Here is a 13217-nt window from a genome sequence, read left to right on the forward strand (position 1 = left end):
AAAAGGGTTTTATTTGCCTTCCACAATCCAAGGTGGAGGGCTATTATTGCTAGTTGGGCTAAGTTTCATAACCGATTGGAAAGGGATTATGCTTTCGGTAGTAGGATTATTTATCATGATGCAGCCTTTCCAAAGGCTGCTGCCGGAGTGTATCTTAAGTGCCAGAAGAGGTTTGCCTGCTACGATTGCCTCAAGAGCGACCGAAAGTTATGTTGTATTGACTTTGACAGAAGTGAAAATGCTTCCTGCAGATTTGGCTTGATTAATTGGGGCCGCAGGTGCATTAAGTTGGTCGACTGCGGTTTGACTACAGTCAAAACTTGATGCTAAAGATAATGGAAATGGGCGGAAGAAACGGGGATCGGTGGGACTAGGGATTATGATTACTGGAGTTATTATGGTAATACTGGCTGTTGATCTTTCAGAGGGAGGAATCATTTTTACAGTAATCTCACAGCTATTTACTGGATTTGGTATCGGTTTAGCACAACCTACCACTGGAGCGATTGCGTTCAACACGCTAAATCAGGTGAAGAGGGAGAAATATCCACCAGTCTCCTGCTTATTGATGCATTTAGTCCGGGTTTGAGCATCGGGATTGGCGGAGCTCTCATCGGTGTTAGTCAATCGCTGAATTTGGGGTAGTTGACGGGGATTCTTTTTGGCATTGTTTCTTCAATAACTTTTCGTACTCATAAAGGGCCGAATTTTTGAATAACATTTTTTAATGAAAGGTTCTAAAACGATGATATGGGAATTTTCAATTGACAAAATTTTCAATATTTAATATGATTTAAATCAATATATAAATCAATGATTGGAAGTAGTAGGGAACAATTATTGTATAGAGAGCTGTTGGATGGTGCAAAACAGTCAATAAATTTCTGAACTCGTCCATGAGTATTTATGCTGAACTAAAGTAAGTATAAACGGCAGCTACCGTTATAGCTTAAGTGGATTAATGTTTAATTAATCAATTAGAGTGGTACCGCGAATATAACTTCGTCTCTTTATTGAGGCGAAGTTTTTTTATTTTTAGGAGGGTGAGCCATGAAATGAAACTATTATGAGAGAAGTTAAAAAAGTGAACGAAGATTTCGAATGTAAAAGGTTATTACAATAATATTTACAGCAATAAATATTAACTTTCAATGTGTTAACCGAAAGGGGAGAAATATTATGAATGATTGTTTTATTTGTAATAAACACGCTGGAAATATTCATACCGCAGGGATAATGATTTACGAGGACGAATATGTTTTTGTTGGACATATTGATAGAAATGGTAATCCAAACTATCTTGGGCATATTATGATTGATTTAAAAAGACACGCTCCCACACTTGCCGATATGACAATGGAAGAAGCAAAAGCGTTTGGAGTTATTATGGCTCGAATTAGTAAAGCTCTAACAGAGTCAGAAAATGCTGAACACATCTACTCATTTGTTTCAGGAAATTCAGTCCCACATCTTCATATGCATCTAGTAGCTCGTTATCCAAATACGCCAAAAAAATACTGGGGACCATCTGAAGTTTACGATTGGAAAGATGCTCCAATGGGTGATAATAATGCTATTATAGCGCTTTGTAATCGTCTTAAAACGTATCTAGATGGTAATCCACATGAATAATAAGAGTAAAGATTTTAGTTGGATCGGTAGTCAAGAAAACTTCGTAGACAACCCAAGCATTCTTCAACTAAATCATATTCTAGTTGGTCGTTACGGTGGTAATTCTAATGCAGGACAATATAAGAATGAAGATGGTTGCTTAGTTTGGCATAACATCAAAGAAAATTGGGAGTTCGTGATTCTCCTTGATGCACATAATACAACAGAGAGCGCTAAAATTATTTTAGAGCAGTTCAATAAAGAAAAATGTACCATCAAAAATTTATTATCCTCACCTGTAAATATGAAATTTTTTAATAGGATGGAAGATAAGATTTTAAGTATGTTTCAATCGGCGTATTTCCTATCTAGTTGTCGGAAAATCAAGGGAGAAACAGCTTGCTTAATTGTAGTCAGGAAAGATAAATATGTATGGTGGTTTTCCGTTGGAGATTGTATTCTTTGTTTATTTCATCCACAATTAGCTGCATTAGGTCAATATCAATTGAATCAAAGGCAATTTTATGAATGGATAGGACAGGTTAATACTTTTGAACAAGAAGTTCCTTGCTATACAGTTGGAAGAAGGGAATTAAGAAAAGGAGAAAATCATTTATTCCTTACAACGGATGGAATAACGGAATGCCCGAATGAACCCTATGCAAACGTGATAGATATTTATAATGCAGTTAATAACCTAGATGATGAGCGTAGTATTTGGAAAATGTTACGAGACATCCAAGAAAATAATGTTAGAGACAGTACAACAATTATTTCCTGGAAGATAAATATTTCGAAGACTGCCACAATCCCTAGTAATCAGTAAAATATATTAATTAGTATGCAAAATAAATCTAAATAACGTTCCCAAACCAAAGTTTGGAAAGAAACCGAAATCCAAAAAATGCTGTTAAACCAACATTTGTTAGACTTTCGTTTGAATATTGTATATAGCTTTTTATGTAAATATAGAAACATGTCTACTAAAGTACTTTTCAAAATTATTAAGAGTTAGCTGAATAAAAACCAGTAAATTTAACGCTTTAAACCTGCAATATTTAATCGTTTCTATACTTCAATTACAGGGGGTTTAGTTGAAAACGATGTTCAACAATCGGGCGCTTTTCTTTAATGATGAGCGTCTTTCTTCATGAATAGGTCCATTTCATGGAATAATATCAGAATATATTGGATATTTATGTTAAAATTTTAAAAGGGTTACCTGAGATATTATCTTGCAGCTTTCATGCTTTTAACCTCAGCAATCGGATGCTTTTGAAAAAATGAATAGGTGGTTAAAAATGATGAATGGAAAAGAAATTTTAACTATATTTGGATTTGAAGTTAGTGAAGAGCCTAAAAGCATTTATCCATATTCACCAGTATATCGAGTAAAATATGGTGATAAGGATGTTGTTGTAAAACGTACGCAAAGAAGAGCAAAGAATGTCATGTCTTATATTACTATGCTAAAAGATAAAGGGGTAAATGTTGTAACACCAGTTAAGTTACAAGTAAATAACCCACAAAAGTATGAGGATACAAATCTTGTTGTTTATCCATTTATAGAAGGCAAGAAATACTCAGGCAAAGAAAAAGAAATCTATGGAGCTGGAAAGCTGTTAGGACAAATTCATAGTTTTTCACCTTCTTCAAATGCCTATAATCTTCTTGACTACGATGTTTATGATTTTAATGAACTAGAAGTAGAAGAGAGTATGGAAGCAATTATACAACATGCTGACAACGCTGGAGTTGAAATTGATACAGGGTTAAAAACAAAATTACTAGAAAGTGTTGCAAGTCAACAGGAACTCTACCATGCAGGATTACCACATGTTTCTACGCCGCATGATTTTAAAGCGAATAATTTGGTTTTAATCCCTGAACCATATCTAATTGATCCGGATAACGCTACTTGGATACCAAGGATCTTTGACCTAGCTTTGGCATTACTACTTTTTCATAATGAACATGAAGAAGCACCAGACCAGATTTTTACAATAGATGAATGGGCATTATTTTTAAAAGGCTATAAAGAATATATTGTTTTAACTGATCATGAAAAAGGTTATTGGGACAAGGCGAAACAGCACGTCTTTCTCGATGAAGTAATGTGGTTAATGGCTGAGTATGAAGAGGATTGGCAAAATTCTTCTCAACAAAAATTGTTCAATAGCTTAATTCGTGTTGTGATGGATAGTGCTGCCTATAAACTCATATAAGAAGTGCGAAAAGAAACCTAACTATTTATCCCGTTTCTTCAACAATCGGGCGGGATTTTGAGCAACACAGATAGAAAATAATCTTTTTTATAAAATCTAACTTAAAACTCTAGAAAAGAATCCCTTTTGAACAATCTTTTTTCAAAAGGGATTCTTTTTATTTAACCTTAAATAAGGGTTAGGGAGCCATTTTTGCTCTAACTTTATTTCAAAGCAACAATAGTGTTTAATTTCGCTTGTTATTGTAACAATAATAGTGTACGATACATAGTATGAATTATACACTGTATGTCATATAGTATAAAAATTGAGGTGGATGAATGAGTACACTACTGAATTCATTATCGACAGAACTTAGGAGAGGAACGCTGACATTAGCCGTTTTGAGTCAATTAAGAACACCCCAGTATGGGTATTCCCTTGTTCAGTTATTGGAAGATTCGGGCATTAATATTGATCAAAGCACCTTATATCCATTGCTTCGCCGATTAGAAAAACAGGATTTAGTGACGAGCAGCTGGGATACATCTGAGAGTAGACCGCGAAAGTACTATGTATTAAGTGAATATGGATTAGAAATCTTTTTGCAATTAAAAAGTGAATGGATTAATAATTCAAAACAACTCTATGAGTTATTAAAGGGGGATGAGGATAAAGATGAATCTGATTGATATTTATATTCAAGAGGTCACACGGAGGTTGCCCGAAAAAAATCGTGAGGATATCGCACTAGAGTTACGCTCAACAATTAGCGATATGTTGTCTGATGATTACAGGGATGATGATGTAAAGGATGTTCTTGAAAAATTAGGGAATCCAGCAGAATTAGCGAGTGGTTATCGAGATCAACCTATGCATTTAATTGGCCCACGCTACTTTGATGTATATTTATCGTTATTAAAAATGATCTTACCAATTGCCGCTGTCATTGCGTTAATCTCGATGGTGGCTGAATATTTTATTGGTTTTGGCGGAGAAGAAGAGGTTATCAATGCTGTCCTCACACTTTTAGGTGAAGGCATATTTAGAATCATCGAAGTAGGAATCCACGTCTTTTTTTGGCTAACGCTTGTTTTTGTTATTGTTGAACGAACGGATAAAGAAAAAGACCAGCATCCATTGTCAACGAGTCTTAAAAAGTGGACCCCTGACGATTTGAAAAACGTCATTTATATTCCTAAGAAAAAGGCGATTACGAGGCTTGAAGTATTTGGCTATTTAATGTGGACGGCGATTTGGGCAACTCTTTACTTTAATGCCAATTACCTTTTAGGAATCTATGAAGGCGGGAGAAATGGACTCGAATTCGTAACTCCAGCATTTAATCAGGATGTTTTGCTTCGTTATTGGCCTATTATAATAGTTATTATCGCACTTGAAATTGGGTTAGCACTCTATAAATTATTCAAAAGACAATGGACGAAAAAAATAGCTATCTTTCATGCTATTCTTGAGCTTTTATCAACGGTTGTCTTTATTGTGATAATAAGTAATCCGAATGTAATGAACCAAGAATTTATAACTCGCATGAGTAATTTATTTAGCACAACAACGAAGCAATTTGAACTATGGGTAGTTAGCGGGGGAATCATCATATTTATTTTATCTGTAGCCATCAATATATTTGATGGATTCCGTAAGGCTCGAATCCGTTAATTCTTTTTGCTATCTTCCATCACTCCATCTTACTTAAATCATTTTAGCTAGTCCAAGAAAAGAACACATTGACGAATACGAACGTTGAATAAGATAGCTTCGATCTATTTTTTGTATGCCAGCTCATGTTATAATGAGGAGCTTAAGTTAATTAAGACCTTGAACGGATGCCAAGAAAAGCCTCCGCAGAACGAGAAAGTATGGAGGTGTAAGAAAATGAATAAACGTTGGACGATTGGTAAAATTAAAGAATTTGTTGAGAACAATTCGGAAAGTAAGTTGCTATCAACGGAATATCACGGGTTTTCTCAAAAGTTACTATTTAAATGTGCATGTGGTAGTAACTTTGAAAAAACATTTACTAAATTTAAAAATAAACATCAACGAAAATGTGATGTATGCCAGCCACCAAAAGAGTCACGTTAAACGTAGTGTCGATATTTAATAAAGCTTTATGTGACCTATAGTATAATAATTTTATATGAGTTTGATTTAAATCACCTTCCCCCTATAGTTCCTTTATAGAGGAGGTGATTTTTTGTGTCTGAAATTATTTCTGAAGTTTTTCCAAGCAGTGGGAGGGGGATAGTGTCATCAAAAAGGTAGACAAAGATACAGTAACGCTTATTAGTCATGAAAGAAATCTTCAGCAAGACGGTTTATCTGTTTTGGGTGTTGAACATCTGGAATGGAGAGAAGGGGAAAGTGTCATGTTTCATTTAAGCTATGCCACTACAAAAGTCAAATTGCGCTAGCCATTAAAAAGGCAGAAATGTTGCCTACACAACATTCCTGCCCTTGTTTCATTTATTTTTTGGTTATTCGTTGGAAAAATTCGCGCGTTCTATTCATATCTGATACATGCTCATTACATGTTTGGCTATCTGCACAAATATAATTACTATGGTTAGTAAATGTACCAACGACTTGCCCTTTAATGGAAGTCGTAAATAAGCCAACATCTGAATGACGGTTACAGATGGCGCAAATACCGCGAACAGTATTGTTGGAAAATATCCCTTTAATCCCCTGTAGTTTGTCGTCTTGTTCGAGGACAACGTATTTTCGATGTGTCCCAACATCATCCCATGCTAGGTAACAAATTTGTTGAAAATCAAGTTCATCTAAATTAGGTAGCTTCAGCTTTTTCTCCTTTTTAAACAATGATTTGAGCGTGCTAGCTGTCACTGGCTTAAACGGTATGACATAGGGCTTTAACTGCTCTAACAAGGCATCGCCCTGTGCACGGTCTGTGACGGTGAAAAGCTGTTCAACAAGCTGTGTTTCCTCAATGGATAACTCTAATTTGGTAGTAATTTCCGTTTCAACAAGCCCGCGTACTGCAAGAATGACACTTTTGTCCTGCGTTGTGGTAAGAGCATGTAAAATTTTACTTAATTGCTGTTCCAGTAAGTGATAGTTTGCGACCGTTAAGAACGGCTGAATAGTTTGTTTTTCCATTTGAAATCTCTCCTGTTTTATAGGCTAATTTTAAAAGCATTTGGCCTAAGAGATCATTCAATTTCTGTTATGGATATAACTTAATTTAGACCTCTTTGACCTCAGAAGCCGTTCTAGAGCATGCATTACAAGTGAATGCGGACATTTCGATCCCTCCCTTAAGGATTGTTGATTTATATAAGTTTTTTATTTTTAGTCTAAAAAGTGAATGATCTTGATTTATTAATTTTATCAAATGTTACACTTGATTTTCAATAGTCAAATGACCAGTGAAGTGGTGATACGTATTTAAACATGTATGACCCAATTGCTTTCATTAACTATGGCATATGGATCGAAGTTATGTCTAAGACCATGTAAATTTATCAAGTTGAGATCGTTTATACTTTAAATAACAGCCCGTCGATCTTGAAATCCAGAGCTTCTTAAGATAAAACTTAGGATTGTTTGCTTATTTTTAATAAACTAATTATTTTTCTACCATAAAAAAGAATAAAGTAAATAAGTGTAACATCTATAAAAAAATAAAGTATATTAAATTGAATTGAAGTAATACCATTTTTGGTAAATAAAGAAAATGCAGATGGTAACTCATTCTCACCGATGTAACTTATAAATTGAAAAGGGGCTCCAAATTTATTGGTACCATAGGATACAAAGAAAATGGACAATAAGGTCATGATAATGCTAATCCATAATATCCCCTTTTTATTTGTAACTTGCATTTAGCCACCTCATTTTTAACTACCCAATATAATTATTGTATCATAAAAAAGATAATATGTAATATTTTGTAAATTAATAATGTTTTACATGATGAGAAAACCACTATTAGTAGCAGTAGCTTCATTTTCAGTATGAATTTTTGCATCATGTTAATGCGTATGTGCCAGTAGCACAGGAAGAAGTATCTACAGCTGAACAAGAGCTTAGAGAATTTCAACAAAAGTATAATATTTGCTTATTGACCTATATATTTTCTGAATTGTTCGATAGATAAAAGATTGCTATAATTGAATGAATTGGTTAATAAAGGAGGAATTGTGATGACACAGAAAATGAATTGTCAACGAAACAATGCTTGGAGAATTTATTCAATTTAGGAGGCACTATGCTATTAAATCAACAAGGTTTTGATCTCTGGGCGGATGGCTATGACCAAACCGTTCAACTTAGTGAAGAAAATGAGCAATACCCATTTGCGGGCTATAAAGACATTTTAAATAAAATTTTTAATGAGGTCATGCAAGTTTCTGCATCGACTGTATTAGATATTGGCTTTGGGACAGGTGTTTTAACAGCTAAACTTTATGAGCATGGGCACAAGATCGATGGTTTTGATTTTTCTTCGAAGATGATGGCTATTGCACAGGCAAAAATGCCACATGCTAACTTACTTGAATGGGATTTATCGAATGGTCTACCTGCAACACTGATGAATAAACAATATGATGCGATTGTTAGTACCTATGCCCTGCATCATTTTACTGATGAGCAGAAGGTTACGTATATCACGCAATTATTACAGCAACTAACACCCGAAGGTAAAATTTTAATAGGCGATGTTGCCTTTCAAACAAGAGAGCAGCTAGAACAATGCCGTCAGGCTAGCAAAGGCTATTGGGATGATGATGAGTTTTATTTTGTCCATGAGGAGCTAAAAACTAGCCTGCAGGATCGTTGTCAGCTGCACTTTTACCCAATCTCGCATTGTGGTGGTGTTTTTGTAATATCGAATTGTGCTGAGGTAGATTAAAGACGTTTTATATGGAGAATTCGAAATAGATGGTGTGCTAGAGGAACTTATTCAGTCAGCCCCTGTTCAACGATTAAAAGGTTTATGTGAGAATCATCAAAAGTTAGTCTATAACAGATAGGGCTAATGTAAATAATGCGAAGGAGCTGTCAAAAGATAGCTCCTTTTGCTTGTTAGGCAAACATCGATAAAATATATTTGCCAGAAAGCATAAACACAGCATAGACTGCTAGCGCACTCATAACCGAAGTACCAGGCTTAAACCAGTTCGTTAAGAGGAAGACGAGTACAGTAAATAACAGCATGCCGATCGCTCCAAATACGGTGTTTTGTAGGACCGTATGAAAGGTAGAAGCTTTCATATTTTTCATTTGCATGCCCATGTTAATCAATGTCAAAATCGGCAGGGCCGTAATGACACCTGAGAGAAATAAATAGTTGGATTGGCTTAGTAGTAGCGCTAACACCATGATGGTGCCGCCTACTAAAAAATACAGAAAGTATAACATAGATTGCCCTCAATTAAATTCAGAATAGAGTAATAATACTGTAGAACATCCATGTCTACACGTAGCAGTCGATGATATTTTAGCAAGATGCGCAAAAAATTAGATTTTTATGAAAATGAAATAGCATATTTTTGTTAACGAGAATCATCATATCTTTCTAAGTTGGTTCTTCTCATAGACTCCATTTGCCATTTTTGCTCTAGTAAACTATCTGAAAATATAAACTTTATGGGGAGTACTTTTAATATATCGTTAATTACGATATAATCGTATTCAACGATATATAGAAGGGGTACCAACATGATTACAAATATAAATGAGTATTTTACTACGATATTTTATCATCTACATACAACACATGAAGATGTGATTTCTCACCAAAGTGTGCGAATTTTACAGATGATTCAAAAGGAAGAAGAGGTAACAGTACGCGATATTGCAGGGTTATTAAATATTTCTCCTAATACAGCGTCAGAGCATGTGAAAAAACTAGAGAGACATGCCTGGGTGACAAAAGAACGTGCGAGTGACGATCAACGTAAGGTTATTCTTCATTTGACAGTAGAGGGCTTACAAATACTGAAGAAAAACTCAGAATTAGATGAAGAGAAACTCAAGCATGCACTTAATCAGCTAACAGAACAGGAACAGCAGGCCATCCTACAGGCATTCCGACGTCTAAGTGAGGTGGCGAAATAATGTATACATTGTTTAAAATTCTTAGCTCGGCAGCCATTATTGGTGTCGTCACAGAAGTGGCGCGAAGATTTCCTTCCTATGGCGGAATTATTGCGGCATTACCTTTAGTGAGTATTTTAAGTATCATTTGGCTGACGGTTCAAAGTGAATCGAGCGAGCATATTCAACGCTTTACAGTTGGTGTCATTATTGGTTTACCGGCAACCATGTGCATGCTGTTTGTTATTTACATGGCGATGAAATCCTCTATTCATATTGTCTTTGCTATTGGTCTAGGTATTCTTTCCTGGGCAGTTTTCTTAGGCATTCAAAAGGCCATTGCAGGTGTTTTTCACCTATCCATTTAACGAGGAGTTCTGACATGACAATCATTGAAATTCAACAATTACCACAACAAAATGTGCTTCATTTTTTTAAGGAGCATTGGGGAACTACAGAAATGGTCATTTCAAGTGGCGTTTATGACTGTAGTCAATTAGAGGGCTTCGCTTTTGTCAATGACCGTCAAGAGATGATAGGGCTTGTTACTTACATTTTTCGTAGGCAAGACTGTGAAATCATTTCTCTCGATAGTCTTGAAGAAGGCAAAGGTATCGGTTCAGCGCTTGTACAAGCAGTGGAACAAATAGCTTTAGATAACGGTTGTACAAGCATTACTCTTATTACAACGAATGATAATTTACATGCCCTAAAGTTTTATCAAAAAAGAGGATATTACTTCATCGAAATCTTGCCTAATGCGGTGGAAAAGGCAAGAGCCTATAAGCCTTCCATTCCACTTATCGGCAATGATGGCATTGCGATACGAGATGAATTACGACTACAAAAACAGCTTGACTTCTAAAAAGTCAGGTTGTTTTTTGTTATACTGAGAAAGTGGAAAGAGAGGGAACATATGAAAAAAATAGTATTTGCCTTATTACTAAGTGTGCTTGTGGTGGGCGCCGCATTTATGATTTATCTTAAGAGTAACCCACCGCTTGTCATTCAAAGTTACACAAGTAAGCAGGGTAATGAAGCGGTCAAGATCATTGCGATTGAAAATAAAGGATTACGTGAAATTAAACTTACACAACTACTCGTCAATGAAAAACTTCCTGACAGTGCTGAGCTTATCGTTAGTAAGTCTGAACCATTTGAGGTCGAAACAAAACTAGAGGGAAATCCCAATATGTCATTTCATAAATTAACGCAAGTTAAAGTTTTGCCTCGTTCATACATAGATCAACAAGCCATTGGCAAGCAGCCACAGCACTACGCGGTTCAAGTCAAAGCAGCCGACATCAAAAAGGTGAAGATTCAATATGAATATTTACGGATACCTTTTACCCTAACCGCGGAGCTTCAACAAGGTCAATAGACAGACTACACGCTAATTTTGTCTTATCATTTATGCCTGTGTCATTTCCTAAGATTGTTTGCTGAAAAGCACTAATTCCTCCTAAATCATGGTAATATTATAGTAATAGCAATCGTGATACTAGGAGGGACCTAATGGCAATTATCATAATGGGTATAGTACTATTTATCTGTGTTATCACTGTGGCTTTAGTGTTAATGAGAAAGTTTTCGAAGAATGAAATTATGCTTGAAGTAACGGCCACCTCAGAAGGAAAAAATGAATTAGATCAAGCGATAATGAAAATATATTTTACGTATTCTATCGGCAAACTTGCTAGTAGGAAACGTCAAATCCTTGGCAGTGTTGAATGGTCTGATGGGTGGATGCCTGTTAGCTATAATCTAAAGGAGAATGGTGTGTATCGTGAGGAGAGACTACTTTATGCAACAAAAAATCAGTCCTACTCAACCTTTGAGATTCATGCACCCAATGCAATTGATGATCAAGGGCGAGGTGAAGGGTACGCTGTTCTTGTATTGGAAAATCCCGATATTTCCCATAGATCATCTAGAGCAGGTGTCATCCTTGCCGTCACGGCCAATATGATTACATATCAATTATCAGATTCCACTAGCTGGCATAATGAGGTTGTCATCAATTAACTAGAAAAAAGCTATCCAAATAGGGTAGCTTTTTTTATTAGTGCTAAAAAGTAAAATTAGGCTGATTATGGAACTAAATGAGGGGAATAACGTATAAAAAGAAGAGGGACTTGTAGGATGGAGGAGGATGTAGATGAACGAAATGCCCAGCATACACCAAAAACGATTGCCAATAGATGAGCAATTATGTGCGCTCTTATGTCAACGGAAAGAGCTCTCTGCTCATACAAAAGATAGCCCAACAGATAAAATGATGAAGGAATGGGCACAAAAATATGGTTTCGATGACACATTTTTAGCCATGATTTTCAGTGTGATTAAATCAGAAAAATACTATCAATCACGTGTCGAGCCAGTCGGATTTCGTCAATATATTCCAGTATTACAATCGCAGGAAGTAGGAGATCGAATCTATACGGTTTCCTATGTTCGGCAATACGAAAATGCAAGTGTTGTACAGCTTTTGATAGACTGGGATGATGAGGAAGATTCCTATCAAGATATTCGTCAAAGATTAAATCGCCATTATTTAGGGTTATTTATAGACCAACATTATGAAAGCCACCATACAGGAGCAAGCGGCTCAGACCAGCATGAAAGTAATAGATATGTAGTGACACCGCCATTACCAGATGACATACAAGGACTCAGCTTTATTTTTACAGAATACAAAGATATGTTTGAAGAAAAGCCAACAGGGTTGACTGTCACCATGCATTGTTAGGGGGAATAAAATATGAAGAAATGGATAGTGCCAATGATTTTACTACTTCTGCTAACAGCCTGTCAGAGTCCTGAGCAGGAAGTGCATTATATCGCTAAGAGTGAGCATTGGAAAGCGATCTACCATAGTAATTCTAATCAAGGATTACGCTTATATTATCTGGATGAGAAGGATGATTTAGGGCCCTTACAAATCACCATTGAAGGGGAAAAGGAATCCCAAAATATAGTGGATGTGGAGTTAAATAAAGAGGGGTATTATTCCTTTACGAAAAAAGAAAGTGAGAAGTTTTTTAAACGGAATGCTAAGCCAATTATTCATATGCAGTGGCTATCTGAAAATGAGTCTTTAGAAATAAAGAATCATTAATGGATAATAATAATTCGATATTGAACTTTTGGTCTTATTGTTTCATTTGTTAGAGAGATAGCGTGTATGACGCGTTATGTATGTAGTTGAAATAAATGTAAGCGTTATAAAATTTCGACTCGAACAACCGTGGTCATTAAAACGGATGATTTTTTTATTTCAAGGTTTGACAAAAAAAACAGGATTCGTTATAGTAATTAACA

General features: G+C 35.6%; 18 protein-coding genes and 1 other annotated feature. Of the genes, 15 read left to right on the forward strand and 3 right to left on the reverse strand.

What is annotated here, in order from left to right; all coding sequences use genetic code 11:
- Nucleotides 1-13: 13 nt before the first annotated feature.
- From PI85_RS25190 to PI85_RS07285, 7 genes are all read left to right on the forward strand, one after another.
- Nucleotides 14-262, forward strand: a complete 249-nt coding sequence (locus tag PI85_RS25190; RefSeq protein ID WP_144422590.1) for a hypothetical protein — start codon at nt 14-16, stop codon at nt 260-262.
- A 542-nt stretch (nt 263-804) separates the two neighbouring features.
- Nucleotides 805-1013: a binding site (T-box leader), on the forward strand.
- Between the two features lie 166 nt (nt 1014-1179).
- A complete protein-coding gene (locus tag PI85_RS07260) occupies nt 1180-1632 on the forward strand; it encodes an HIT family protein (protein WP_036125557.1) in 453 nt (150 codons plus the stop codon).
- Nucleotides 1625-2437: a protein phosphatase 2C domain-containing protein gene (locus PI85_RS07265; RefSeq protein WP_036125559.1), complete on the forward strand. Its 813-nt coding sequence runs from the start codon at nt 1625-1627 to the stop codon at nt 2435-2437. Before PI85_RS07260 ends, PI85_RS07265 begins: the two co-directional genes overlap by 8 nt.
- Nucleotides 2438-2912: 475 nt before the next feature.
- Nucleotides 2913-3836 carry a phosphotransferase gene (locus PI85_RS07270; protein ID WP_235318466.1) on the forward strand — a complete coding sequence of 308 codons (924 nt, stop codon included), beginning with the start codon at nt 2913-2915 and terminating at the stop codon, nt 3834-3836.
- A gap of 320 nt (nt 3837-4156) precedes the next feature.
- A complete protein-coding gene (locus tag PI85_RS07275) occupies nt 4157-4507 on the forward strand; it encodes a PadR family transcriptional regulator (protein WP_036125561.1) in 351 nt (116 codons plus the stop codon).
- Nucleotides 4494-5492 carry a hypothetical protein gene (locus tag PI85_RS07280; protein WP_036125562.1) on the forward strand — a complete coding sequence of 333 codons (999 nt, stop codon included), beginning with the start codon at nt 4494-4496 and terminating at the stop codon, nt 5490-5492. Before PI85_RS07275 ends, PI85_RS07280 begins: the two co-directional genes overlap by 14 nt.
- A gap of 216 nt (nt 5493-5708) precedes the next feature.
- Nucleotides 5709-5918 carry a hypothetical protein gene (locus PI85_RS07285; protein ID WP_025117169.1) on the forward strand — a complete coding sequence of 70 codons (210 nt, stop codon included), beginning with the start codon at nt 5709-5711 and terminating at the stop codon, nt 5916-5918.
- Between the two features lie 381 nt (nt 5919-6299).
- Here PI85_RS07285 and PI85_RS07290 read toward each other — a convergent pair whose 3' ends face one another.
- Both PI85_RS07290 and PI85_RS07295 read right to left on the reverse strand, forming a co-directional pair.
- Nucleotides 6300-6953 (reverse strand): FusB/FusC family EF-G-binding protein, encoded by a 654-nt coding sequence (locus tag PI85_RS07290; protein ID WP_036125563.1) that lies wholly within the window; start codon nt 6951-6953, stop codon nt 6300-6302.
- A 437-nt stretch (nt 6954-7390) separates the two neighbouring features.
- A complete protein-coding gene (locus tag PI85_RS07295; protein ID WP_036125564.1) occupies nt 7391-7678 on the reverse strand; it encodes a hypothetical protein in 288 nt (95 codons plus the stop codon).
- Nucleotides 7679-8064: 386 nt separating this feature from the next.
- Here PI85_RS07295 and PI85_RS07300 point away from each other — a divergent pair, with 386 nt between their 5' ends.
- Nucleotides 8065-8709, forward strand: a complete 645-nt coding sequence (locus PI85_RS07300; protein WP_036125565.1) for a class I SAM-dependent methyltransferase — start codon at nt 8065-8067, stop codon at nt 8707-8709.
- A 173-nt stretch (nt 8710-8882) separates the two neighbouring features.
- Here the strand turns inward: PI85_RS07300 and PI85_RS07305 are convergent, their stop codons facing one another.
- The gene (locus PI85_RS07305) at nt 8883-9218 is read right to left on the reverse strand and encodes a hypothetical protein (protein WP_036125567.1); all 336 of its coding nucleotides are present in this window, start codon (nt 9216-9218) and stop codon (nt 8883-8885) included.
- Nucleotides 9219-9518: 300 nt separating this feature from the next.
- Between PI85_RS07305 and PI85_RS07310 the strand changes: the two genes are divergently transcribed.
- From PI85_RS07310 to PI85_RS07340, 7 genes are all read left to right on the forward strand, one after another.
- Nucleotides 9519-9917: a MarR family winged helix-turn-helix transcriptional regulator gene (locus tag PI85_RS07310; RefSeq protein WP_025117176.1), complete on the forward strand. Its 399-nt coding sequence runs from the start codon at nt 9519-9521 to the stop codon at nt 9915-9917.
- On the forward strand, nt 9917-10264 hold the full coding sequence (locus PI85_RS07315) for a DUF3147 family protein (protein ID WP_025117177.1): 348 nt from the start codon (nt 9917-9919) through the stop codon (nt 10262-10264). Before PI85_RS07310 ends, PI85_RS07315 begins: the two co-directional genes overlap by 1 nt.
- A gap of 14 nt (nt 10265-10278) precedes the next feature.
- On the forward strand, nt 10279-10761 hold the full coding sequence (locus PI85_RS07320) for a GNAT family N-acetyltransferase (protein WP_036125568.1): 483 nt from the start codon (nt 10279-10281) through the stop codon (nt 10759-10761).
- A gap of 51 nt (nt 10762-10812) precedes the next feature.
- On the forward strand, nt 10813-11277 hold the full coding sequence (locus PI85_RS07325; protein WP_036125569.1) for a hypothetical protein: 465 nt from the start codon (nt 10813-10815) through the stop codon (nt 11275-11277).
- A gap of 134 nt (nt 11278-11411) precedes the next feature.
- Nucleotides 11412-11921, forward strand: a complete 510-nt coding sequence (locus PI85_RS07330) for a hypothetical protein (protein ID WP_036125571.1) — start codon at nt 11412-11414, stop codon at nt 11919-11921.
- A gap of 133 nt (nt 11922-12054) precedes the next feature.
- The gene (locus tag PI85_RS07335; protein ID WP_036125573.1) at nt 12055-12645 is read left to right on the forward strand and encodes a hypothetical protein; all 591 of its coding nucleotides are present in this window, start codon (nt 12055-12057) and stop codon (nt 12643-12645) included.
- A gap of 12 nt (nt 12646-12657) precedes the next feature.
- Entirely contained in the window at nt 12658-13014 is a 357-nt protein-coding gene (locus PI85_RS07340; RefSeq protein ID WP_036125574.1) for a hypothetical protein, read from the forward strand.
- Nucleotides 13015-13217: the final 203 nt, after the last annotated feature.

The sequence above is a fragment of the Lysinibacillus sp. A1 genome, assembly GCF_000801965.1.
Taxonomy (GTDB): domain Bacteria; phylum Bacillota; class Bacilli; order Bacillales_A; family Planococcaceae; genus Lysinibacillus; species Lysinibacillus fusiformis.